This is a genomic window from Bradyrhizobium sp. S3.12.5, assembly GCF_040548225.1.
GTDB lineage: Bacteria > Pseudomonadota > Alphaproteobacteria > Rhizobiales > Xanthobacteraceae > Bradyrhizobium > Bradyrhizobium cytisi.
Window position 1 is genome coordinate 37,805 of record NZ_JBEPRF010000034.1, and the last position, 24,306, is coordinate 62,110.

The 24,306-nt window shown below is 64.1% G+C and carries 18 protein-coding genes and 1 pseudogene; 10 read left to right on the top strand and 9 right to left on the bottom strand.

The window, feature by feature from the left end:
- Positions 1–12 precede the first annotated feature (12 nt).
- Entirely contained in the window at positions 13–1,749 is a 1,737-nt protein-coding gene (locus ABIC09_RS34515) for a putative bifunctional diguanylate cyclase/phosphodiesterase (protein WP_354112046.1), read from the bottom strand.
- A gap of 263 nt (positions 1,750–2,012) precedes the next feature.
- Positions 2,013–2,978, bottom strand: coding sequence for a sensor histidine kinase (locus ABIC09_RS34520; RefSeq protein ID WP_148754290.1), 966 nt, complete (start codon positions 2,976–2,978; stop codon positions 2,013–2,015).
- Positions 2,979–3,172: 194 nt separating this feature from the next.
- On the opposite strand from ABIC09_RS34520, the pseudogene ABIC09_RS34525 reads away from it, so the two are divergent.
- A pseudogene (locus ABIC09_RS34525) lies at positions 3,173–3,381 on the top strand (SDR family NAD(P)-dependent oxidoreductase); the annotation flags it as partial.
- A 237-nt stretch (positions 3,382–3,618) separates the two neighbouring features.
- On the opposite strand, the gene ABIC09_RS34530 reads toward ABIC09_RS34525, so the two are convergent.
- Both ABIC09_RS34530 and ABIC09_RS34535 read right to left on the bottom strand, forming a co-directional pair.
- Complete coding sequence (locus ABIC09_RS34530; RefSeq protein WP_148754291.1) at positions 3,619–4,995, bottom strand: cytochrome P450; 1,377 nt, start codon at positions 4,993–4,995, stop codon at positions 3,619–3,621.
- A gap of 135 nt (positions 4,996–5,130) precedes the next feature.
- Positions 5,131–6,366 carry an LLM class flavin-dependent oxidoreductase gene (locus ABIC09_RS34535; protein WP_354112047.1) on the bottom strand — a complete coding sequence of 412 codons (1,236 nt, stop codon included), beginning with the start codon at positions 6,364–6,366 and terminating at the stop codon, positions 5,131–5,133.
- A 229-nt stretch (positions 6,367–6,595) separates the two neighbouring features.
- On the opposite strand from ABIC09_RS34535, the gene ABIC09_RS34540 reads away from it, so the two are divergent.
- Positions 6,596–8,005 (top strand): MFS transporter, encoded by a 1,410-nt coding sequence (locus tag ABIC09_RS34540; RefSeq protein WP_354112048.1) that lies wholly within the window; start codon positions 6,596–6,598, stop codon positions 8,003–8,005.
- Positions 8,006–8,156: 151 nt separating this feature from the next.
- Positions 8,157–9,326 (top strand): extracellular catalytic domain type 1 short-chain-length polyhydroxyalkanoate depolymerase, encoded by a 1,170-nt coding sequence (locus ABIC09_RS34545; protein ID WP_354112049.1) that lies wholly within the window; start codon positions 8,157–8,159, stop codon positions 9,324–9,326.
- A gap of 301 nt (positions 9,327–9,627) precedes the next feature.
- Here ABIC09_RS34545 and ABIC09_RS34550 read toward each other — a convergent pair whose 3' ends face one another.
- On the bottom strand, positions 9,628–10,299 hold the full coding sequence (locus ABIC09_RS34550; RefSeq protein WP_354085158.1) for an MBL fold metallo-hydrolase: 672 nt from the start codon (positions 10,297–10,299) through the stop codon (positions 9,628–9,630).
- Between the two features lie 176 nt (positions 10,300–10,475).
- Here ABIC09_RS34550 and ABIC09_RS34555 point away from each other — a divergent pair, with 176 nt between their 5' ends.
- Complete coding sequence (locus ABIC09_RS34555; RefSeq protein ID WP_354112050.1) at positions 10,476–12,098, top strand: alpha-amylase family glycosyl hydrolase; 1,623 nt, start codon at positions 10,476–10,478, stop codon at positions 12,096–12,098.
- Here the strand turns inward: ABIC09_RS34555 and ABIC09_RS34560 are convergent.
- On the bottom strand, positions 12,067–13,767 hold the full coding sequence (locus tag ABIC09_RS34560) for an alpha-amylase family protein (protein ID WP_354112051.1): 1,701 nt from the start codon (positions 13,765–13,767) through the stop codon (positions 12,067–12,069). The genes ABIC09_RS34555 and ABIC09_RS34560 overlap by 32 nt on opposite strands.
- A gap of 336 nt (positions 13,768–14,103) precedes the next feature.
- Between ABIC09_RS34560 and ABIC09_RS34565 the strand changes: the two genes are divergently transcribed.
- Positions 14,104–14,592, top strand: a complete 489-nt coding sequence (locus ABIC09_RS34565; protein ID WP_148754298.1) for an MmcB family DNA repair protein — start codon at positions 14,104–14,106, stop codon at positions 14,590–14,592.
- A 246-nt stretch (positions 14,593–14,838) separates the two neighbouring features.
- On the opposite strand, the gene ABIC09_RS34570 is transcribed toward ABIC09_RS34565, so the two are convergent.
- Positions 14,839–15,393, bottom strand: a complete 555-nt coding sequence (locus ABIC09_RS34570) for an ActR/PrrA/RegA family redox response regulator transcription factor (protein WP_354031384.1) — start codon at positions 15,391–15,393, stop codon at positions 14,839–14,841.
- 117 nt (positions 15,394–15,510) lie between these two features.
- Entirely contained in the window at positions 15,511–16,821 is a 1,311-nt protein-coding gene (locus ABIC09_RS34575; RefSeq protein ID WP_354112052.1) for an ActS/PrrB/RegB family redox-sensitive histidine kinase, read from the bottom strand.
- A 144-nt stretch (positions 16,822–16,965) separates the two neighbouring features.
- On the opposite strand from ABIC09_RS34575, the gene ABIC09_RS34580 reads away from it, so the two are divergent.
- The 4 genes from ABIC09_RS34580 (at position 16,966) to ABIC09_RS34595 (ending at position 21,090) form a co-directional block, all read left to right on the top strand.
- The gene (locus ABIC09_RS34580) at positions 16,966–17,769 is read left to right on the top strand and encodes an ABC transporter ATP-binding protein (protein ID WP_354031385.1); all 804 of its coding nucleotides are present in this window, start codon (positions 16,966–16,968) and stop codon (positions 17,767–17,769) included.
- Positions 17,766–18,584 carry an ABC transporter permease gene (locus tag ABIC09_RS34585; protein WP_354112053.1) on the top strand — a complete coding sequence of 273 codons (819 nt, stop codon included), beginning with the start codon at positions 17,766–17,768 and terminating at the stop codon, positions 18,582–18,584. Before ABIC09_RS34580 ends, ABIC09_RS34585 begins: the two co-directional genes overlap by 4 nt.
- A 120-nt stretch (positions 18,585–18,704) precedes the next feature.
- The gene (locus ABIC09_RS34590; protein ID WP_148754303.1) at positions 18,705–20,033 is read left to right on the top strand and encodes a polyhydroxyalkanoate depolymerase; all 1,329 of its coding nucleotides are present in this window, start codon (positions 18,705–18,707) and stop codon (positions 20,031–20,033) included.
- A gap of 217 nt (positions 20,034–20,250) precedes the next feature.
- Complete coding sequence (locus ABIC09_RS34595; protein WP_354112054.1) at positions 20,251–21,090, top strand: M48 family metallopeptidase; 840 nt, start codon at positions 20,251–20,253, stop codon at positions 21,088–21,090.
- A gap of 317 nt (positions 21,091–21,407) precedes the next feature.
- Here ABIC09_RS34595 and ABIC09_RS34600 read toward each other — a convergent pair whose 3' ends face one another.
- The gene (locus tag ABIC09_RS34600; RefSeq protein ID WP_354112063.1) at positions 21,408–23,621 is read right to left on the bottom strand and encodes a transglycosylase domain-containing protein; all 2,214 of its coding nucleotides are present in this window, start codon (positions 23,619–23,621) and stop codon (positions 21,408–21,410) included.
- 166 nt (positions 23,622–23,787) lie between these two features.
- On the opposite strand from ABIC09_RS34600, the gene ABIC09_RS34605 reads away from it, so the two are divergent.
- Positions 23,788–24,213, top strand: a complete 426-nt coding sequence (locus ABIC09_RS34605) for a DUF1330 domain-containing protein (RefSeq protein WP_354112055.1) — start codon at positions 23,788–23,790, stop codon at positions 24,211–24,213.
- The last annotated feature ends 93 nt before the right edge of the window (positions 24,214–24,306 follow it).

Sequence of the window (24,306 nt, forward strand, 5' to 3'; positions counted from 1 at the left end):
AGGCGCGAGGCTTTACCGCCGATACCCGCCCGCCCGCGAATAGCCCTGGCGGTTTTGCTGCATCGGGCGGGCGGAGACGCTGGCGCGGGATTCGCTCGAGACGGGCGTGGCGAGCTTCAGCTCCTCCAGGAAGATCGGGCGGGCGAAATAATAGCCCTGCGCATAGCGGATCTTGGTCGCGGCCTGGAGATAGGCGAGCTCCTCGTAGGATTCGAGGCCTTCGGCGATCACCGTCATGCCGAGCGCTTCGCTTAAGGACTCGATCGCGCGCAGAATGCCCTGGCTGCGCGGGCGCTTATGGATGTCGGTGATGAAGGAGCGGTCGATCTTGATCTCGTCGGCGGTGATGTCGGCCAGCGCCGACAGCGATGAATAGCCGGTGCCGAAATCGTCGATGGAGATGCCGACCCCAAGCTTGCGGAACATCGGCAGGATTTCGGACTGGAAATGGCTCTTGGCGACGAAGGCGTCTTCGGTCACCTCGATCATGAAGCGTTGGGGAAAACCGGTGTCGTCCAGCGCCTGCGCGAAGGTGCGCATGAACTCGGGATTACCGGCCTGCTTGGCGGCGACGTTGATGCTGATGGTCGCTTCCGCGCCAAACATGTCGTTGATCAGGTCGATCGACTTGACGATCTCGGCCAGCACGAGATGAGTCAGCTCGTCGATCAGCCCGAGCTCGGTCGCCAGATTAATGAATGAGCCCGGCGCCTGGATCACGCCCTCGTCGTCGCGCAGGCGCACCAGGGCCTCGATACCCATCACCGCTTGCGTGCGGATGTCGACCTTGGACTGGAACGCGCAGCAGAAGCGCTTTTCGAGAATGGCGAGCCGCAGCGACTGCTCGATCTTCATCCGCGCCAGGGCCTCGCGCTCCATGCCGGCATCGAAGAAGGCGGCGGATCCCTTGCCGTTGTTCTTGATGCGGTACATCGCGATGTCCGCGTTCTGGCGCAGGGTTTCGAAGCTGCGGCCATGATCGGGATGGAGGCTGACGCCGACGGAGGTGGAGACGAACACTTCCGAATTGTCGATAAAGAACGGCGCGGTCAGCCGCTCCAATGTCGCGTTCAGGAATTCGGCGACTTCGTCCTGGCTCTGGATCGGCGAGAGCAGCAGCAGGAATTCGTCGCCCGAGATGCGCGACAGCACGTCGGATTCGCGCAAGTCGCGGCCGAGCCGCTTCGACAGCTCGACCAGCAGCGCGTCGCCAACGGCGTGACCGTAATAGTCGTTGATGTGCTTGAAATTGTCGACGTCGAGGAAGGCCAGGGCGAAGCGCTCACCGGCGCGATCCTGCGCGAGCAGGCTGTTGGCACGATGCTCGATCACGCGGCGCGAGGGCAGGCCGGTCAGCTCGTCGAAATAGGCCGAGCGAAACAGCTGGTCCTCGAAATTCTTCTGCTCGGTGATGTCGGCGGAGGACGAGATCAAGAGCTCGCGGCCGGCGAGCTGGACCGGCCGATGGGTGGTCAGCAGCACCTGGCGCGCGGCGCCGTCCTGGAGCGCTTCTTCGGAGGTGACCGGCTGCCCGGCCCTCAGTGCGCGCTCGCAGGCCGCGCGGCGCTGTGCGAGATCAGGCGACGGACGACTGCCGTCCATGCCGAGCTGGGCGGCCGCGACATCGTTAACCAGGAGAAGCTTGCCTTGCGCGTCCTGCACGGTCAGGCCGGCAGGCAGCATTCTAACGATTTCCTTGAGAAATCCGAGCTCGGCTTCACTCGCGCCGTTATATGCATTGTCGTTCATAGAAGTCATGAATCTTGTTGTTTCAGCGCGCGTTTGCAATGGACGCGATCATGCGCAGTTCCCTCTTAGGTTTGGTTAAGGGGTCCGCAGAAATACTGGGGTGTTTTGGGAGAAACCTGTGGCGTTGCGAGGTGCGCCGCCGATCGTCATTAACAGAAAGTCAATGGCGCTTGCGAAAGCGCGAGGGTCGCGCGCTGTTCTCTTTCGTTTGGACAGATGCAAGCCGTCGTCGACACCTCTGCCGTAGGGAGAGGTGATCCTCATCACTCGTTCTTGGGAATGCGACATTGCATGATGCAATGCAGCCCGGTCTTCAAATACGAGACCTCGGTCTTGCCGTCGAAGGCGGAGAGCGCCGACTTCAAGAGGTTGGTGCCGAAGCCGGGCTCCGAGATTTTGTCGATGCTTGGACCCCCGGTTTCGTCCCACGTGACGGTCAGGCGATCGTCACTGACGGTCCATGACACCTGCAGCAATCCGCGTGGTGAGGAGAACGCGCCGTATTTTCCGGCGTTGGTGGCGAGTTCGTGAAACATCAGTGACAGCGTCACCGCAAGCTTCGGCGCCAGGAACAGCCGGTCGCCGTTGAGCGTGAAGCGGACGTGGCCGTAAGGGCCGAGCTCGGAAATCAGGAGGTCGCGGATGTCGCAGCCGGCCTTGTCGATCCGCGAGATCAGGTCGTCGGTCGCGGCTAGCGACCGCAGCCGCGGGTCGATCCGGGCCCAGACCTGCGGCTGGTCGTGCAGCACCTGGTGCAGCACGGCGTGCACCGTCGACAGCTTGTTCTTCAGCCGGTGCTGGAGCTCGTCGACCAGGATCTTGCGATAGTCCTCCTCCTCGATCAGGCGCCTGGAGATCCGGCGCTGCTCCGCCAGCATCGTGCGATAGTGCTCGACGCCCCAGATGGTCAGCGCGGAGACGCCCCAATAGAGTGTCAGCAGGGCGAACCGCGCGCGATCGGCAAACGCATCGCCGAAATTCACGACGACGCCGAGCACGCCGCCGACCAGCGCCGTCACCACGCCGATCCGAATGCCTCCGAAGGCGGCGGCAAAGAACACGGCCGGAAAGTACGGGGTGAAGTAGACGTCGGGTCGGACATGCGCGAGGCCCCAGCGTGCCAAGGTCGCAACCAGCAGGCAGGCCACCGCGAACGCAATGCTCAGGCCGAGCGACGGCGGTGCCACGCCTTGCCAGCCCTTGCGGAATTCGGCGATCAGCTTCCCCATGCGCAGCCCGGTTGCGATAGAAGTCCGAAAATCGAGAGACGGGACATGATGTTACGCATCTCGCATGCGCAAGCAAAGCTTGGCTTGTCGGGAGCCGGCAGGAATAGTGATTGTTGCGGCGCCGATTGTCGTCGTGACGTCATCGATCGGTGTCCGCCATTTGGCTTCAAATCATTCGAAAACAGGGACATTCCATGGGCAGGCTCGACGGCAAGGTTGCGGTGATCACGGGTGCGACGAGCGGGATCGGATTGCGTACCGCGGAAGTCTTCGTTGCCGAAGGTGCCAAAATTGTGATCGTGGGCCGCCGTATACCGGAAGGCGAGGCGCTGGCGAAGCAGCTCGGCGCTTCCTGCGTTTGTGCCAGACGGATGTGACCGTCGAAGTGCAGATGCAGGCGCTTCGCAGGGTGGGCAAAGGCGCTCTCTTCGCGCGCCGTGCCCACCATCGATGTTCAAATGTGGGGAGGTATGGCGGGCACGCTTACGCTTTGCCCACCCGACGAGACCGGGTTTCCGTCATTGCGAGGAGCTCGCGACAAAATTGCGTAGCAATTTTGCGCTGATGCAACGAAGCAATCCAGAATCCCTCTGCGGAAAGATTCTGGATCGCTTCGCTTCGCTCGCAACGACGGCCGTGGCTAAACCGCCTTCACCCGTACCCTTAACCCATCCTTTGGCTTCGGGATCGGCCACATCTGCCAGTCCGGCTTGTAGCCGGGCTCCAGCGACACCTCGATGTTCTGCAGGAAGTGCCGGGCAAAGCATTTCGCCTGCATGTAGGCGAAGTGCAGGCCCAGGCACATATGTGCGCCGCCGCCGAACGGCACCCAGGCGAAGCGGTGACGGTTGCGCTGCGCTTCCTCGGTGAAGCGCAAGGGATCGAACCGATCCGGCTCCGGCCAGATGTCCTTCATATGGTGCGTAAAGAGCGGATTGACGCCGACCGCGGTGCCGGCGGGGATGGTGTAGCCCTTGAAGGTGAAATCGCGCATCGCGCGGCGCGGCATCGAGGGCACCGGCGGCTTGATCCGCAGCGCTTCCTTGAAGGCCATCTCCGTCAACGGCATCTTTTCGAGATCATCGAAGCTGCTCGGCGCCCCCGGAGAGAGCCCGAGCGCGAGAACTTCCGCGCGCAGCCTGCTCTGCCAGTCCGGATTGGCAGCGAGCTCGCCGATAAAGGACGTTAGCGAGGATGTCAGCGTGTCGTGCGCCGCCATCATCAGGAAGCTCATGTGGTCGATGACGTCCTGGTCGGACAGGAGCGCGCCGTCCTCATGGGTGGCGCGGCAGAGCTGCGAGAACAGATCGTCGCCGCCGTGATTGCCGCGGCGCAGCGGGATCTGCTCGCGGAAATAGGCGATGATACGTTTGCGCCCCCTCACGCCGGCCGCCATCTGCGTGCCGGGCAGGGGACGGCGGATCGGGGCGACCGCAGCGGCGACCATATCGACGAAGGCGCGGTTGATCTCGTCGACCTCGGGCCCGATGCCGGCGCCGAGAAAGGACGTCGCGGCCAGATCCAGCGTGAGCTGCTTCATCGCCGGATAAAGCTGGATCTCGCCCGGATTTGCCTTCCACTGCGCCACCCGTGCCGAAATGCCGCGGTCGAGATCGCTGAGATAGGACTTCATCGGCCCGGACTTGAAGGCGACCGAGAGCGCTTTGCGATGCAGCCGGTGCTCGTCGAAATCCAGCAGCATCAATCCGCGCGGAAACAACAGGCCGAGCACCTTGCTCCAGCCATGGGTCGACGAAAACAGCTTTTGCTGGTCGAACAGCACCAGCTCGTTCGCTTCCGGGCCGAGCAGCACGATGTTGGTTTCGCCGAAAATGTGGGTGCGATAGACGAGCCCGTATTTGGCGCCGTTCCGCTCGATATGTCCCTTGGGGTCGGCGAGCACCTTGAAGGTCATGCCGACGATCGGCCAGCCTTCGTCGCCGGGGATATGCGTCAGCTCGTTGCGCCTGGGTGCGGTGTACCCAAGTGCAGGCGAGGCCACATTCTGCATCGACATGACGAATGCTCCGGTTGACCGACAGGAATCGCGCGACCGCGGCAATCATACGGCCCGCGCCGAGCTGACCAGGTCAGCATAGCACAGGCCGGGATGTCCTGCTTGTGAACGTCGTTGCGCGCGTAACGCCGAAAGCTACCGCTTGGCCGCTTCCTTCTGCAGATCCGGCGCGTTGACGGCGGGAATGGCAACGCGACCGGGACCGGTCACCTTCAGCGCCTCGGCGGCTTTCTCGTTCTGCATGATCTTGGCCATCACGGCCTGACCGGCGCGCTCGAAAATTGCGCGGTTCTCGATCACGAATTTTTGCGACCTGCGCAGGCCGTCGATGTAGCCGTTGATCTCCGGCACGACATAGCGCGCCACCATATCCCAGCTCCGGCGCGTGGCGTCCGGATTGGCCCAGTCGTGCACGAAGCCGATGATGGCGCCGACGCCGCCGGACACTTCCATCACGTTCTTGATGGTTTTGACGAGATCGTCGGGGGTGCCGATGGTGGACGCCGCGCCTTCGACGAAGGCGGTCTTGTCCACGGCCTCGTCGGGCGAGGCGAACGCGGTGAGGCCCGGCCGCTGCAGCGTGCCGACATTGTACTCGTTGTGCCAGCGCATCAGGCCGGCGCCCGCTTCCCTGCGCGCCTGCTCGCGGCTTTCGGCGATGTGGAAGGTGAGGAGCACGCGCCAGTCGGCGCGGTTGACCGTGGTGCCGTGCTTCCTGGCGGCGTCCTCGGCGAACTGCCACTGCTGCTGCAGCGACATCAGGCCCTGCGTCGTCATCGAGCCCAGCGAGATGATGCCGATGCCGTATTTGCCGGCGAGCGTCATGCCCGACGGCGAGATCTGAGAGGCCACCACGAACGGCATCTCCTCCTGCAGCGGCAGGATCTGCAGCGCGGCGTCGTTCATGGTGAACCAGTCGCTCTTGGCGGTGACGCGCTCGCCGTTGAACAGCCGGCGGATCACGGCGATCGCCTCGTCCTGGCGGTCGCGCTGCGTCATCGGGTCGATGCCGAGCGTGTGCGCGTCCGACGCCAGCGCGCCGGGGCCGGAGCCGAAGATGGCGCGGCCGCCGGTCATGTGGTCGAGCTGCACCATGCGCTGGGCCACGTTGAAGGGATGGTGATAGGGCAGCGACACCACGCCGGTGCCGAGCTTGATCCGCTTGGTACGTTCGCCCGCCGCGGCCAGAAACATCTCGGGCGAGGCGATCATCTCCCAGCCGGAGGAGTGATGCTCGCCGCACCAGAACTCGTCATAGCCGAGCGCGTCGAGCTGCTCGACCAGGTCGAGATCGCGCCGGAACTGAAGCATCGGATGCTCGCCGATCGGGTGATGCGGGGCAAGAAAGGCTCCGAATTTCAGGCGCGCCATGGCGTTCTCTCCGGCTGTCATTTTCTGTTTGTTAGGTAGGCGTGAGGCTACGTGGGCGATGCCGCGAACGCAATCGCGCCATGTCCCGTGCAGCGGAATGCAGGCATGCGTTGAGTCGCTACCGCGACTGTGTTCGAGCACCTCGAAGTCCTACCTCTGAGGTAATCGCGGGGATGACGCCGATCTGCGAGCATCGGGCGCAGATAAATCTCCGAAAGCTCGCGCGAAAATGCATCAAGCCGTCACGAAGCCTGTCGATTCGACCCGCCGCTGGTGGGTGCTGGCGATCGTCGTCGCCGCGCAGTTCATGTTCGGCGTCGACGCCTTCATCGTGAACGTCGCGATTCCCACCATTGCGGTCGACCTGCATGCGACGCCGGCACAGATCGAATCCGTCATCGCGATCTATCTGATCGCCTATGCCACCCTGGTCGTCACCGGCGGCCGCCTCGGCGACATCCATGGCACGAAGAACGTCTTCCTGGCCGGCGTGCTCGGATTCACCGTGACCTCGCTGTGGTGCGGTCTGGCGCTTTCAGGCACGGAACTGATCGTCGCCCGGCTGGCGCAGGGCGCGACCGCCGCGCTGATGGTGCCGCAGGTGTTGGCCACGCTGCATCTGCTCTTCACGGACGAGTCGCGCAGCCGCGCCTTCGGCATCTACGGCATCGTGCTCGGGCTTGCCGGCGCCGCGGGCTTTTTGCTCGGTGGCCTGCTGGTGACGATCGACCCTGCGCATACCGGCTGGCGCTCGGTGTTCTTCGTCAACGTGCCCTGCGGCCTCGTTATCGCCGTGGCCGCATGGCGCATCATGCCGTCGGCGCCGCGTCGGGCCGGCACCAGCCTCGACATCAAGGGCAGCCTGGTGCTGTTCGCAGGGCTGCTGTGCCTGATCGGTCCGCTGCTGTTTGGCCACGATGTCGGCTGGGCGCCGTGGCTGTGGGCGGTGATGCTGGGCGGCGGTGCGATCCTCGCAGGATTCCTCAAGCTCGAGCACGTTGTTGCGCGCGCGGGCATGCCGCTGATTGATCTGACGCTGCTGGCGGACACCGCCTTCCTGCGCGGGCTTGGTGCGGCCCTCTTTTTCTTCGTCGCCAATCTCTCGTTCTATCTGGTGATGACGCTGTTCATGCAGCGCGGCCTGAAGATTCCGCCGCTCGCCGCCGGCCTTGCCTTCCTTCCGCTCGCGCTCGCTTTCGTGGCGGCCTCGCGCCACAGCGGCGCGCGCGCAAGGCATCGCGGCACCAAAGTGCTGATCGAAGGCTGCGCACTGCAGATCGCGGGCCTCGCCGCGCTCGCGGCTCTCGCAGTCTTGATCGACGCGCCGACGCCGGTCGCGCTCGCGCTCATCATGATCATCTTCGGCTACGGCCAGGGGCTGGTGATGGCGCCGCTCTCGGGCGCGGTGCTCTCGACAGTCAAACCCGTCGCGGCCGGCGCGGCGTCGGGCATGTACGGCACCATTGCGCAGATCGGAAATGCGGCCGGAGTGGCCGCAATCGGCGCGGTGTTCTTCGCGGTCGAGGCGTTGCAATCAGCGCGCGCAGGATTTCTTGCCTCACTCGCGCTGTTCGCGGCGTTAATCATGATCTGCGCCGCATTCCTGACGTGGATGCGCCGCGCATCTGCACGAAGTTGAGGCACTGCGGTTAATACGTGCGGATTCCTGCGGATTTTTGCGGGATTCCGCGTGGTTTCCCTGATGTCGACAGCACACGGTCTTTTCTTTTTGCACTGCAGCAACTATCTGGTCTGGGTAAACGTTGAAAGACGCCCACCAGGAATTTGCCGTGTCGTTAGCCCGTAATGTCGACCTCTTGAGACATCTGCCAAGGATGGATGGTCTGCGCTTGCCCGACTTTGGCGCGAGCGCCGATGCCTCCAGTCCGTTGGAGGAAGTCACCGGCTTCGGCGACAATCCCGGCAGTCTTCGCATGTTCGCGTTCGTGCCGGCGCAATTGCAGAAGCCGCGCGCGCTCGTCGTCGTGCTGCACGGCTGCGGCCAGACGGCAGCGAGCTACGACCTCGGCGCCGGCTGGTCGACGCTCGCACGTCACTATGGCTTTGCGCTGATGATGCCCGAGCAACAGCGCAGCAACAACGGCAACACCTGCTTCAACTGGTTCAATCCCGAAGATACCGCGCGGGACAGCGGCGAGGCGCGATCGATCCGCGAGATGATCGCGCATATGGTTCAGGCCCACCGCATCGATCCCAGGCGCGTCTTCATCACCGGCCTGTCCGCCGGCGGCGGCATGGCCTCGGTGATGCTCGCGACTTATCCGGAGGTGTTCTCTGCCGGCGCGATCATCGCAGGCCTTCCCTACGGCATCGCGTCGAATCTGCGCGAGGCGCTGGACGGCATGTTTCATTCCCCGGCGCGGCCCGAGCGTGAGCTCGGCGATTTCGTGCGGCGGGCTTCCAATCATCGCGGGCCCTGGCCGAAGATTTCGGTGTGGCACGGCAGCGCCGACCGCACCGTCAATCCCGGCAATGCCAACGAGATCGTCAAGCAGTGGCTCGATTTGCACGATCTGCCGATGACGCCGATGGCCGAGACCAATGTCGACGGCTACCCGCGCCAGGCCTGGTGGAATAAGGACGGCGAGACGCTGGTCGAATCCTATGCCATCACCGGCATGGCCCACGGCACCCCGCTGGGGCTCGCCGATAACGACCAGCGCTACGGCCTCGAAGGCGCGTTCCTGATCGAGGCCGGCATTTCATCGTCCTATCACATCGCGAAGTTCTTTGGTCTGACCGGATGGATTCCGGATGCGGCCAGGAAGACGGCGGAGGTAAAGCCAGCGCCCGCGCGCTCACCCGCTCCGCATCTCGCCCGCTCGATCCGCGCCGCGGTCGCCGACGAACAGGCCGAGCCGAAGCGCGAGGAATCCCGCGGCTTCGATCTCGGCCAGATCATCACGCGCGCGCTGACCGCTGCGGGCCTGATGAAGTAGGCCCGACCCCAACTGTCGTCCCGGACAGGCGCGCCTGAAGCGCGCGCCGATCCGGGACCCATAACCACAGGACAAAGTTGGGCGCGAAGTCGCAACTCCGAGTCCCCGTAACCACGGCTTCCTGTGGTTATGGGTCCCGGATCTGGGCTTACGCTTGTCCGGGACGACAGCTGGGTTTGTGGCGACGCCCTCGCGTCGATCTCGACCAATCTACCCCGTGTGATCGACCATCTCGATCGGCGTTGCCGTCACGTCAGGTGTGAAGCGGTTTTCCGATCAGATCATGCGCAAGCAATAAGGCCTACATCTCGCCGGTGATGAACGGATTGGTCATTCGCTCCTGGCCGATGCTCGAGCCGGCGCCGTGACCGCAGATGAAGCCGACGTCGTCGCCGAGCGGCAGCAGTTTTGTCATGATCGAGTTGATCAGCGTGGCGTGACTGCCGCCGGGCAGGTCGGTGCGCCCGACCGAGCCGGCGAACAGGACGTCGCCGACATGGGCAAAGCGCAGATTCCCGTTGAAGAACACCACGCTGCCGGGTGAATGGCCCGGGCAATGGAAAATGTCGAACGTCAATCCGCCGATCGATACGTTGTCGCCTTCGTCGAGCCAGCGGTCCGGCTCGAAATTGCGCACCCCCGTCATGCCGAAGCGCGCTCCGCTCTCGACCACGTTGTCGAGCAGAAATTTGTCCGCGGCATGCGGGCCCTCGATCGGCACCTTCAGCGCATCGCGTAACTCGGCCGCGCCGCCGACATGGTCGATATGGCCATGGGTCAGCCAGATTTTCTCGACGGTGACGCCGGTCTGCTTGATCGCCTCAAGGATCTTCGGCACGTCGCCGCCGGGGTCGATCACCACGGCCTTCTTGCCGGGCTCGTCCCAGATGATGGTGCAGTTCTGCTCGAACAGTGTCACCGGGACGATGATCGCGCCGGCCTTGGATTGTTGGGTGTCATTTTGCTCGGTCATGGGGCTCACAATGCCGATTTTTGCTGCGCCGCCAAGCAAAAATAGTCGCGAGCGGCGCCGGGGAACAGGTACGCCCGCCATCACACGGCCGTCCCAATTTGCGTGGCTGTTTGAACCGGGGCGTTGCTTCCGCGTTCTCTCGCGCGAGGCACAGATTTCCGGGTGGGTTTTCCGACATGGCGCAGGGCGGCGAGAACTGGTGGCGCGACGGCATCTTCTATCAGATCTATCCGCGCTCGTTTCAGGACGGTGACAGCGACGGCGTCGGGGATCTCGCCGGCATTTTTCGGCGGCTGCCTTATGTGAAATCGCTCGGCGTCGACGCGATCTGGCTGTCGCCGATCTTCCCCTCGCCAATGGCCGATTTCGGCTATGACATCTCCGACTATACCGGCATCGATCCGCTGTTCGGCACGATGGCGGATTTCGATGCGCTGCTCGCGGCCGCGCATGACAATGACCTGAAGCTGATCCTCGATCTCGTGCCGAACCACACCTCCGACCAGCATCCCTGGTTCATCGAAAGCCGCTCCTCGCGCGACAACCCGAAGCGAGACTGGTACATCTGGCGTGATCCGGCCCCCGATGGCAGCGTGCCGAACAACTGGCTGTCCGAGTTCGGCGGCAGCGCATGGCAAATCGATGCCGCGACCGGTCAATATTACTACCATGCCTTCCTCGCCCAGCAGCCGGACCTCAACTGGCGCAATCCGGAGGTCCGCGCCGCGATCTACGACGTGATGCGGTTCTGGCTGGAGAAGGGCGTCGACGGCTTTCGCGTCGACGTGATCTGGCACCTGATCAAGGATTCCGAGTTTCGCGACAATCCGCCGAACCCGCATTATGTCGAGGGCCGGCCGCCGAACGAGAGTATCCTCACCCAATATTCCACCGACCAGCCGGAGGTGTTCGACGTCATCGCCGAGATGCGGCGCGTCATCGATGCCTATCCGGCCCGCGTGCTGATCGGCGAGGTCTATCTGCCGCTGCATCGCCTCATGGCCTATTACGGCAACGACCTCACCGGCGCGCAGATGCCGTTCAATTTCGCGCTGCTCTCGACCTTCTGGAGCGCGCGCTCGATCGAGAAGATCATCGACGACTACGAGAAGGCGCTGCCGACGGGCGCGTGGCCGAACTGGGTGCTCGGCAATCACGATCGCCCGCGCGTCGCCAGCCGGGTCGGGCCGGAGCAGGCCCGCGTCGCGGCCATGCTACTCCTGACCTTGCGCGGCACGCCGACGCTCTATTACGGTGACGAGATCGGCATGCATCAGCTCGCGATCGCGCCTGCGGATGTCCGCGATCCCTTCGAGAAGAACGTCCCCGGCATCGGGGTGGGCCGCGACGGCTGCCGCACGCCGATGCAGTGGGACTCTTCAGGCTTCGGCGGCTTCTCGGACGTCAAGCCGTGGCTGCCGCTGCCGGAGGATCATATCCACGAGAACGTCGTCAATCTCGACGCCGACACGCGCTCGATCCTCAGCCTGTACGAGCGCCTGATCGCGTTGCGGAAGGCATGTCCGCCGCTGGTGTCAGGCGATTATCATCCGATCGCCGCGCAAGGCGATCTCCTGATCTATCGCCGTGGCGCCGAGGGCAGGGCGGTCATCGTCGTGCTGAATCTCGGGCCTGAACCGATCGCGGTCACCACCAGCGCGATCCGATTCGGCAGCGAGATATTGCTCTCGACATTTCTGGATCGCGAGGGGGAGCGGCTGGAAGGCGTGCTGGATCTGCGAGGGAATGAGGGCGTGGTGGTGGCGGCTAACGTCCACGCTTCTTCCCCCGTGTCGTAGTCCCGTCGATATCACTCCGCTTCAGCAGATAATCCAGCCCGCCGACCCGGTACCAGCGATAGCCATAGGGCTCGAGCACGACGCGATGCCGGCCGCGCTTGTCGGCGTGGCTGTGGTCCTCCGCGAGCAGATTGATCAGGTGCTCGCCGGCATCATCAGGCAACCCTACCGAAAACGCCGTCTCACGCGGCTTCTCGTCGAGGTTATGCACGAACAGCACCGAATTGTTGCGCCAGTCATAGCGCGTGATGAAGACGGCGGGATCGCGCGTCGCGATGATCGCAAAGTCGCCCCAGCCGATCTCCGGCACCTCCTTGCGCATGCGGACGATGCGCTCGGTCCAGTTCAGCATCGAATTCGGATCGCGCCGCTGTTTGGCGACGTTGACGTGCTCGTAGCCGTAAGGACCCTTGTCGATGACGGGGTTCGCCGGCTTGTCGCTCTTGGTGAAGCCGCCCTGCGGCTCGGTCGACCATTGCATCGGCGTGCGCGCGCATTTGCGCTCGGGCAGCGCCAGATTGTCGCCCATCGCGATCTCGTCGCCATAGCGGATCACGGGAGTTCCCGGCAGCGTACACATCAGGCTGTAGGCAAGCTCGAGCCGCCTGCGGTCGCCGCCCAGCATCGGCGCAAGCCGTCGCCGAATGCCGCGATCGTAAAGCTGCATGTCCTTGTCGGGGCCGAACGATTTGAACACGGTGTCGCGCTGCGCCTTGGTCAGCCGTCCCAGGTCCAGCTCGTCGTGATTGCGCAGGAACAGGCCCCATTGCGCCGAAGCCGGCCGCGACTTCGTCGCTTTCAGCGCCTCGGCCAGCGGTCGCGAGTCGCCGGAAGCTAGCGCATAGAACAGATGCTGGTTGACGTGAAAATTGAACATCATGTGCATGCGGTCGGCATCCTTGCCGAAATACTCCATGTCCGTTTCCGGCAGCACATTGGCTTCGGCCAGGATGATGGCGTCGCCTTCCCGCCATTGCAGGAATTCGCGGTAAGCGCGCAGCATGTCGTATTGCTCGACCGGCTTGGTCACCTTCGCGCCCTTGGTGGCGATCACGAAAGGCACGGCGTCCATGCGAAAGCCGGAGACGCCGAGCTGGATCCAGAATCCCATGATCTTCAGGATCTCCGCCTGCACGTGCGGATTCGAGGTGTTGAGATCGGGCTGGAAATCGTAGAAGCGGTGGAAGAACCAGGCGCCGGCGTCCTTGTCGCGCGTCCATGTCGATTTCTGAACGCCGGGAAACACCATGCCCTTGTTGGCATTGGCCGGCTTCTTGTCGGACCAGACATACCAGTCGCGATAGGGCGAACTCTTGTCGCGCCGCGCCTCCTTGAACCAGTGATGCTGGTCGGAGGTGTGGTTGACGACGAGATCGATGATGATTCGGATGCCGCGCTGCTTGCAGCCATGGGCAAACTCGACAAAATCGCCGAGCGTGCCGTAGCGGGAATCGACGCTGTAATAGTCGGCGATGTCGTAACCGTCATCGCGGCCCGGCGAAGTCTGGAACGGCATCAGCCAGATCGTGGTGATGCCAAGCCCGTGCAGATAATCGAGCCGCCGTAACAGCCCCTTGAAATCGCCGACACCGTCGCCGTCGGCATCCATATAGGTGCCGACGGACAGGCAATAGATGATGGCGTTCTTGTACCAGAGATCGTCGATCATATCGGGCCAGCCCTCTTCGGTCCGCCCGCGACCGTCGGCGGCTGCGTGATAAGTGCGAGGGGGAGGGGAGGTTCCGCGCCTCGGTGGGGGGGGGGGGGGGGGGGGGGGGGGGGGGCGGGGGGGCGCGCGGGGGCGGGGGGGGGGGGGGGGCCGGGGGGCGGGGGCGCGCGGGGGGGGGGGCACAGCACACGGGCGGGGGCGGTGGGCGGGGCGGCGCGCGGGCGGGCGTGGGGGGGGGGGGGGGGGGGGGGGGGGGCGGGGGGGGGGGGGGGGGCCGCGCCCCCCCCCCCCCCCCCCCCCCCCCACACCGAGAATGGAATCGGCTACACTCCCCCCATGGACAACGCCCGCAACATCGCCCTCGTGCCGCCGCCGGACCGCCGTCAATCCGAGACGGCGCTCGCGATCGCGCGCGGCACGGCGCGGCTGTTACGCTCGCTTGGGTTCACTTGCATCAGCGAGTTACCGCTGCCGTCGGGCCGGCGCGCTGATCTCGTGGCGCTGAACGAGCGCGGCGAGATCTGGATCGTCGAGATCAAATCGTCGGTGGAAGATCTGCGTGCCGATCAGAAATGGCACGAATACCGCGCCCATTGCGACCGGCTGTTCTTCGCCTTCACGCAGGACCTGCCGTGCGAGATTTTCCCCGAAGGCACCGGCCTGATCATCGCCGACGCCTATGGCGCGCACATGCATTGCGAAGCGCCCGAGCACAAGATCGCAGCCGCCACGCGCAAGCAGATGACGGTGCGGTTCGGCATGGCGGCCGGCTTGCGGATCAACCGCCTGGTCGATCCGCAGGGGCATGCGGATTTCTGGGAGTAGAATGGTCTCGTGTCCCGGACAAGCTGCAACGCCGCTTGGCGTTGCGGCGCAGATCCGGGACCCATATGTGGTTCAAGCTGAGGTATGGGCCCCGGCTCTGCAGCGCACCACTTCGTGCTGCGCAGCGTCCGGGCCACGACTGCCGTAGGGTGGGCAAAGCGAAGCGTGCCCACCAGTCAAGCCAATCAAGATTGAAGTAGAGATGGTGGACACGGCGCTTTGCGCCTTTGCCCACCCTACGAGACGTCAGCGCGGGGCGCGCTTGGCCAGAATCCGCTGCAGCGTCCGCCGGTGCATGTTGAGCCTCCGCGCCGTCTCCGAGACGTTGCGGTTGCACATTTCGTAGATGCGCTGGATGTGCTCCCAGCGCACGCGGTCGGCCGACATCGGGTTCGCCGGCAACTCGGATTTGTCCGTGCTAGTCGAGAGCAATGCAGCGGCGACGTCGTCGGCATCCGCGGGCTTCGAGAGATAATCGATCGCGCCCATCTTCACCGCGGTGACGGCGGTGGCGATGTTGCCATAGCCGGTCAGCACGATGGCGCGGGCTTCGGGGCGCTTCTTCTTCAGCGCGGAGACGACGTCGAGACCGTTGCCGTCACCGAGGCGAAGATCGACGACGGCGAAGGCCGGTGCGGACTTGCCGATCTGCGCGAGACCATCGGAGACCGTGTCGCATGACGTCACCGCAAAGCCGCGTGTCTCCATGGCGCGCGACAGGCGCTCCAGGAACGGCTTGTCGTCCTCCACGATGAGAAGCGAGCGGTCGGCCTGTTCGTTCAGTTCGGCGATGGCGTTCAAGGTTATGTCCTCTCTCCTGCGCACCTACATATGGCCTCGCAATCGGGCGGTGCCAAGGCCCACAATACGAGGCCGCCAATAGTCGATCGGCCCTTACGTGCGACGCAAGGTCGCGCCCTATCGTATTGTTTCCTCGAAGCTCTCGATAGTCTCAAAACGTTCCCGCGGCCACGCGATCTGCACCACTGCACCGTGGTCCGGGAAGATCCGATTGGTAAACGAGACCTTGGCACCGGTGCGCTCAAGCAGCGTGCGGGCGATGAACACGCCGAGCCCCAGCCCGCCGCCGGCATCCTGGGTGCGCCGCCGCGACAAATAAGGCTCGCCGATCCGGTTCATGAGATCGGGCGGAATGCCGGGGCCGTCGTCGGAGATCACGATCTCGATGGTCTCATTGTTCCACCACGCGTTCACCTCCACGGTGGAGTTGGCGAAATCGACCGCGTTCTCGATGATGTTGCCGACGCCATAGAGCACCGCCGGATTGCGCGATCCGACCGGCTCGGCTGCAGCCGCCACTGCGATCCGCACCTTGATGTCGATGCCGAAATCGCGGTGCGGTGCCACCACCTCTTCGATCAGTTCCGACAGCTTCATGCGGTCGAACGGTGCGCCGGTGGAGGAGAGCTGGGTGATTTTGCTCAGAATGTCGCGGCAGCGTTGCGTCTGCTCGCGCAGTGTTTTCAGATCGGCGGCAAAGACCGGGTCCGTCACGGTCTTTTCCAGTTCGCGCGAGATCAGGAAGATGGTCGCAAGCGGCGTGCCGAGCTCGTGCGCGGCGGCCGCGGCCAATCCGTCGAGCTGGGTCAGATGCTGCTCGTGCGTCAGCACCAGCTCGGTCGCGGCGAGGGCGTCGGCGAGCTTGCGCGCCTCCTCGGTGACCTGAAACGAGTAGAGGCTGGTGACGCCGATCGCGAGCACGATCGAAAGCCAGACGCCGAACAGATAGATCGGCGGCAGCACCACGGGATCCTCGGAGTCCCATGGCAGCGGGAAATGAAAGAAGAACAGGATCGAGGCACACGCCACGGCCAGCAGGCCGAGAGCGAAAGTGAGCCGGACTGGCAGCGCGGTGGCAGAAATCAGGACCGGTGCGAGAAACAGGAACGAGAACGGGTTCTGCAATCCGCCGGTGAAGAACAGCAATCCCGCCAGTTCCACGATGTTCAATGCCAATAGCCCGGCCGCGTGAAGCGGCTTCAGCCGCTGCATCGGGTTGGCCACGGTTTGCAGAGCCAGATTGAGCGCAGCCGACAGGGCGATGATGCTGACGCAGGGCACAATGGCGACATCGAACTCCAGCCCCTGCGCCACGACGAAGATTGCAGCGAGCTGGCCCAGCACGGCGAGCCAGCGCAGCCGCAGGATGGTGTCCAGGCGGATGTGTCGTTGCGAAGGGCGGAAGTCGGAAGCGGCGGTCTCGGTCATGACAGGCCAATCTAGCGGTGCGCGTGTCCGATCACAAACACGCTGGCCCACTGATTCCAACGAGTTACAAGCCTTCGGAGCTACAAGCCTTCGGAGTTACAGGCCTTGCACTCCACCGCGCAATGGCGGAAGAACGCCTTTAGCATGACTGAGAACTCGAAGGCTTCAAGTCGGCCGACTGTCGCGGATGGCACTTTGTCCGCGGCCATCGAGGTCGATCGCCTCGTCAAGCTCTACAAGCAGACCCGCGCGGTGGACGGCATCTCCTTTACACTTCCCCGCGGCAGCATCACCGGGCTTCTGGGCGGCAACGGCGCCGGCAAGACCACCACCATCGCGATGATCATGGGGCTGGTGCTGCCGACCTCCGGCCGTGTCCGCGTGCTCGGGCACCGGATGCCGGAGCAAAGCGCCGAGGTGCTTGGGCGGATGAACTTCGAAAGCCCCTATGTCGACATGCCGATGCGGCTCACGGTGCGGCAGAACCTCACTATTTTCGGCAAGCTCTATGCGGTCGAAAACCTCGCCGACCGAATCGCGAGGCTGGCCGACGAGCTCGATCTCAACGACTTCATCGACCGCGCCAACGGCAAGCTCTCGGCCGGGCAGAAGACCCGCGTCGCGCTGGCGAAGGCGCTGATCAACCAGCCCGAGCTGTTGCTGCTGGACGAGCCGACCGCCTCGCTCGACCCTGACACGGCCGACTGGGTGCGGGCGCATCTGGAGCGCTATCGCAACGAAAACAACGCCACCATCCTGCTGGCGTCACACAACATGCTCGAGGTCGAGCGGCTCTGCGACCGCGTCATCATCATGAAGCGTGGCCGCGTCGAGGACGACGACACGCCCGACGCCATCATGGCCCGCTACAATCGCACCACGCTGGAGGAGGTGTTCCTGGATGTCGCGCGCGGGCGGACCAATGGGGCGAAGGAGGAGGCAAGATGAGCGAGCTTTCCCTGCACCGCGGCATTTCCGTCCAGCGCATCGGCGCGATGATCCTGCGCTACTGGTATCTGTTGATGTCGTCCTGGCCGCGGTTGCTCGAGCTGCTGTACTGGCCGGCGCTGCAGATCATCACCTGGGGCTTTCTTCAGCTCTATATCGCGCAGAACGCCAATTTCTTCGCGCGCGCCGGCGGCACCCTGATCGGCGCCGTCATCCTCTGGGACATCCTGTTCCGCGGCCAGCTCGGCTTCTCCATCTCCTTCCTGGAGGAGATGTGGGCGCGCAACCTCGGCAACCTCATGATGAGCCCGCTGAAGCCGATCGAGTTTCTGCTCTCGCTGATGGTGATGAGCCTGATCCGGCTGGCGATCGGCGTCATCCCGATGACGCTGCTCGCGATTGCGTTCTTTCACTTCAATGTCTACAGCCTCGGCCTGCCGCTGATCGCCTTCTTCTGCAATCTGATCTTCACCAGCTGGTCGGTCGGCATCTTTGTCTCGGGTCTGGTGCTGCGGAACGGCCTTGGCGCCGAGAGCATCGTCTGGACCTTGATGTTCGCGATCATGCCGCTCGCCTGCATCTATTATCCGGTCAGCGTGCTGCCCGCATGGCTGCAAACCATCGCCTGGTCGCTGCCGCCGACCTACGTGTTCGAGGGGATGCGCGCGTTGCTGATCGAGCAGACCTTCCGGGCCGATCTGATGCTGGATGCGTTAGCCATCAATGCAATGCTTCTGATGGCTTCTTTTGGGGCATTCCTTGCCCTTTTGCGCAGCGCCAGGAAGCACGGCTCGCTGCTCTCGGGCGGCGAATAACTCACTTTCCCGTGGATTCAGGCTGAATTAATCGTCTGCGCCACGTAGATGTACGGAACCATGCATTGACGCAATATTACGCATTCGGCAGTATGTTGCGATGCGAAGAAGGATTTGACCATGCCTATTGGTGAGTTTGGCGGCGCACCGCCTCTGGCGAGCGAAGGCAGTCCGGTCCTGACGACGCCGATGTACTGGATGTACGAGATGGCGCAGGCCTCTCTCAATCCGGCACGCGCCGTCACCGACGCGACCAGGCTGCTGTTTCAGAATCCGCTGAATCCCTGGGCGCGCACCGAGGTCGGCAAGTCGGTGGCTGCGGCCTGCGAATTGTTCGAGCGCACCACGCGCCGCTACGGCAAGCCGGAATGGGGCCTCGACGACACCGAGGTCAACGGCATCCGCGTCCCCGTCGAGGTCCGATCGGTCTGGGAAAAGCCGTTCTGCAAGCTGCTCTACTTCGATCGCAAGTTCGCTCGCCCGCTGCGCAGCCCGCAGCCGCGCGTGCTGATCGTGGCGCCGATGTCCGGCCATTACGCGACGCTGCTCCGTGGCACGGTCGAGGCCTTTCTGCCGGCGCATGAGGTCTACATCACCGACTGGGCCGACGCCCGCATGGTGCCCTTGAGCGACGGCCGCTTCGATCTCGACGATTACATCGATTACGTCGTCGAGATGCTGCACGTCCTGGGCGGCAACACCCATGTGCTGGCGGTGTGCCAGCCCTCCGTGCCCGTCGTCGCTGCCGTCTCGATCATGGAAGCGCGTCGCGATCCTTTCGTGCCGACCTCGATGACGCTGATGGGCGGCCCGATCGACACTCGCCGCAACCCGACCGGGGTGAACGATCTCGCGCAGGAGCGCGGCATCGACTGGTTCCGCAACCACGTGATCACGAAGGTGCCGTTCCCGCATCCGGGCATGATGCGCGACGTCTATCCGGGTTTCCTGCAGCTGAACGGGTTCATCAGCATGAACCTCGACCGCCACATGGACGCTCACAAGCGTCTGTTCGCCAACCTGGTGAAGGGCGACGGCGACCTCGTCGACAAGCATCGCGACTTCTACGATGAATATCTCGCGGTCATGGACCTGTCGGCCGAGTATTATCTGCAGACCGTCGATACCGTGTTCGTGAAGCATTCGCTGCCGAAGGGCGAGATGATGCATCGTGGAACTCGCGTCGATCCTTCCAAGGTGACGCGCGTTGCGTTGATGACGGTCGAAGGCGAGAACGACGACATCTCGGGTCTCGGTCAGACCGAAGCGACGCACGGCTTGTGCAGCTCGATTCCGGATCATCGCCGCGTTCATTACGTTCAGAAGGGCGTCGGACATTACGGCGTGTTCAACGGCTCGCGCTTCAAGGCGGAAATCGTGCCGCGCATTCATGATTTCATGGTCTCGGCTGCGAATCCGAGCTCGTTGCGGGCGCTTGCAGCCGAATAAGCGCGCATTTCGGCTTTCCCGCCGAAAATTGAGGGCTTGCCGGGGGCGCCGGCAGGGCCTGGTTCCTGCCAGATTCGAGGTATTTAGGTAGTTTCATAGGAGTGAGTCCTCCCTCATCCCTTGGGGGAGCCACATGCGTCCGGCGGGGGCGAAAAATTGGGGTTCCAACCCCAGTCTGTAGGGTCTCCTGGACGCCAGACCCCTGTATATTGGGCAAATGATTTGTTTTTGCGCCGAGCGCTTTCCGTGGCGGCGGTTATGGCAGAATCCGGGCGAACTCTTGCTCCCTGGACTGACAGACATGGCCACTCGCGCGCTCCTCTATCGGCGGCCCCACGAACCGAAGACTCTCGTCATCACTCATGGATCGCAATTCTTTGCGATTCGGCTCCGCAGGCACCGCCGAGCGCGCCGTTACACGCTGAGAATTCATCCCAGTGACCGCGAAGCGATCCTCACGATCCCGCCGCGCGGCACGCTCGCCGAAGCCAAGGATTTTGCGCAGCGTCACGGTGCGTGGATCGCCGCGCGTCTTGGTCGTTTGCCGAAAGCTGCACCGTTCCAGCCTGGCACAGTGATACCGCTTCGCGGCGTTCCCCATCGCATCGTGCATCGCGCCGGCGCGCGTGGGACGGTGTGGACCGAAATTCGTGACAGCGGTGAACGCATTGTCTGCGTCGCCGGCGGCGTCGAGCATGCCGACCGTCGCGTCCATGACTTTCTCAAGCGCGAGGCGCGCCGCGATCTGCAGCGTTCGTCGCAGACCCATGCCGCCGATCTCGGCGTCAAGGTGAAGCGGCTCTCGATCCGCGATCAGTCCAGCCGCTGGGGCTCCTGTACCTCGGCCGGTTCGCTGTCGTTCTCCTGGCGCCTGATCCTCGCGCCGCCCTACGTGCTCGACTACCTCGCCGCGCATGAAGTGGCCCATCTCGTCGAGATGAACCACTCCGCCCGCTTCTGGCGCGTCTGCGGCAAGATCTGCCCGTCGATGGAGCGCGCCAAGAAGTGGCTCGATACGTACGGCAACGATCTGCACCGGTATGGGGTCGAGGATTAGAGCGGGCTGGTAGCCCAGCAACCGCTGTCATCGCCCGCGAAGGCGGGCGATCCAGTAATCCGAGGCCGTTGTTGCTAAACCGAGAGGCCGCGGCGTACTGGATTCCCCGCCTTCGCGGGGAATGACAGCTGAAAATGAGGCGGCATTCTGCACGTTCCGCTCGACTGATCCCACTCGCTGCGACGATTGCGCGGCACGCTCGATTCATCCCACCACATCAACGCCTTCAACCAATCCACCGCGCGTCACGCCGGAATGCGCCGCCTACTGTGCATGGGGTTGTTTTCGCGATTTTTGTTTTGAGGTAACAAGGACCTCTATCTGTTGCCGCCGAACAGCCGGTCCATCAGCCAGCCATCGAGCCCAGCTGCTGCCTCCGGTCGCGCATTGGCGCGCGCCGGCGGTGGTGAGCGATAACCGCCATTGTTGACCGGCGCCGATGCGGGGCCGGGCGCTGCTTGTGTCGGCGGTGACACCTGCGATGAGACCTGCACGAGGTTCGCCGGCCCCCAATTGCTTTGTAGGTTCGGCAGGGCCGCCACCTGCACGCCCTCGTGCGCGGTGCGCATGAAGCGGGTCCAGACTTCTACCGGCAGGCCGCCGCCCGTCGCCTTCCTGGTCGGCGAGTTGTCGTCATTGCCGAGCCAGACGCCGGTGACGAGGTTCGACGTGTAGCCGATGAACCAGGCGTCGCGGTAATCCTGGCTGGTGCCGGTCTTGCCGGCCGCCTGCCAGCCAGGGATCTCGGCCTTCTTGGCCGTGCCGGAGATCAGCGTCTCCCGCATCATCGTGTTCATCATGCCGACATAGCGCGGCTCGATCACCTGGTTGTGCTCGTCGGGCTGCCGCATGTAGAGCAGCTTGCCGTCCAGCGTCCTGATCCGCGTCACCACATGCGGCGCGGCTGCGAAGCCGCCATTGGCGAACGCCGCATAGGCACCGACCAGCTCGACGACAGAGACTTCCGAGGTGCCGAGCGCGATCGAGGCGTTGGGCTCGAGCTTCGAGGAGATGCCGAGCCGGTGCGCCGTGCGCACCACGTTCTTCGGCCCGACCTCGAGGCCGAGGCGGATGGCGACCGTATTGAGCGACATCGCCAGCGCCTGCGTCAGCGTCACCGCGCCGAAATATTCGTGGGTGTAGTTCTCGGGCTTCCAGCCTTTGACCTCGATCGGCGCGTCCTGGCGGACCGTATCGGGCGTCAGGCCCTGCTCCATCGCGGTCAGATAGACGAACGGCTTGAACGAGGAGCCCGGCTGGCGTTTGGCGGTGACTGCGCGGTTGTACTGGCTGTCGGAATAGTTCCGGCCGCCGACCATGGCGCGGACCGCGCCGTCGGGCGTCATCGCCACCAGCGCGCCCTGGCTGACATTGAACTTCACGCTCTTGGCCGCGAGCTCGTCGATGACGGCGGCTTCCGCCGCGGCCTGGAGCTTCGGGTCAATCGTGGTCTCGACCTTGATGCTGTCGTCGATCTGGCCGACGAGGTCGTCCAGCACCTCGCCGATCCAATCGGCGACGTAGTTCACGGTGCCGGCGCCGACCGGCTTCACATTGTAGGAGGGGTGGCCGATCGAAGCCTGGGCCTGCGCTTCGGTGATGAATCTGGCATCCGCCATCGCCGCCAGCACGATCTGCGCGCGCGCTTCCGCGCCTTCGGGATTGCGGTTCGGCGCGAGGCGCGAGGGCGATTTGACCAGGCCGGCCAGCATCGCGGCCTCCGCGATGCTCACGCTCCGGGCCGGCTTGCCGAAATACTTTTGCGCGGCGGCTTCGACGCCGTAGGCGCCGGAACCGAAATAGACGCGGTTGAGATAGAGCTCCAGGATCTCGTTCTTGGAATGCTTGCGCTCCAGCCAGATCGCGAGCTCCGCCTCCTGCAGCTTGCGCGCCATGGTGCGTTCCTGGGTCAGGAACAGGTTCTTGGCGAGCTGCTGCGTCAGCGTCGAGCCGCCCTGCGACACGCCGCGATGGAGCACGTTGGTGACGAGCGCGCGCAGGATGCCGATCGGATCGATGCCGAAATGCGAATAGAAGCGGCGGTCCTCGATGGCGATGAAGGCCTTGGGCAAATAGGGCGGCAGGTCCTTCAGCGACACATTGGCGCCGGCCATCTCGCCACGCTGCGCCAGCATGCTGCCGTCCATGCCGACGATCTGGATCGTCGGCGGACGTTTGGGAATCTCCAGCGATTGGATCGGCGGCAGGTGGGCGCCGACCCAGATCACAACGCCGATCACGGCGATCACGCCCCACAGGCTCAGCACCGCGCCCCAATAGACGAGGCGGCCGAGGCCCGCGCCGATGGATGATTTCGACCGGCGCCTGGCGCCGCTGCGGCTCGGTTGCGACTTCTGCTCGCGCGGCGGCTCGTCGTCGGACTTGTCGCTCTTGCGCTTGCTGGAGGACTTTTTCGGCTTGTCGTCGCCGCTGGGAATGCGATCGGCCGCCGTCAGACGCAGATCGGCGAGCGCCGCGGGCAAGCCGAACAACGGCTCCTTCCGCCCACCCTTTTTCTTTGCCGACCCCATACGCAAACGCCCGGTCATCCCGCCCCGCCGCACGCTAGCGGTCGCTGTTTAAGGCCCCGTTACCCCGTCCTTAACGTCTGATTAGGAGGTGCGGCATTCCCAGGCCGCAGTTCCGCTCATTCCACGGCAGAGCTAGGATCGCGGCCATAACGAAGAGGGAACTCGCATGGGCCACATCGATCCGACCAAGGACATCTTTGCGCAATTCCGGGACAACGACCGCCCCGGCCCCATTCACATGCTCAACCTCGTGCGCCTGCGCAGAGAGGCGGCGTATCCCGATGGCCGCAAGGCCAGCGGCGCGGAAGCCTATGCGGCCTATGGTCGCGAAAGCGGCCCGGTGTTCGAACGCCTCGGCGGCCGCATCGTCTGGCAGGGCAGGTTCGAGCTGATGCTGATCGGTCCGCAGGACGAGCGCTGGGATCACTGCTTCATTGCCGAATACCCCAGCGTCGCCGCCTTCGTCGAGATGATCCGCGACCCCGTCTATCGCGAGGCGGTCAAGCACCGCCAGGCGGCGGTGGAAGATTCGCGCCTGATCCGGCACGCGGTGCTGCCGCCGGGGAAGAACTTTGGCGAGATACCCACCTGAATGGCGTGGGGCAAATCTCTCTCCTTCGTCATGCCCGGGCTTGACCCGGCCATCCACGCCTTCCTTTGCTGGCCCAAGAACGTGGATGCCCGG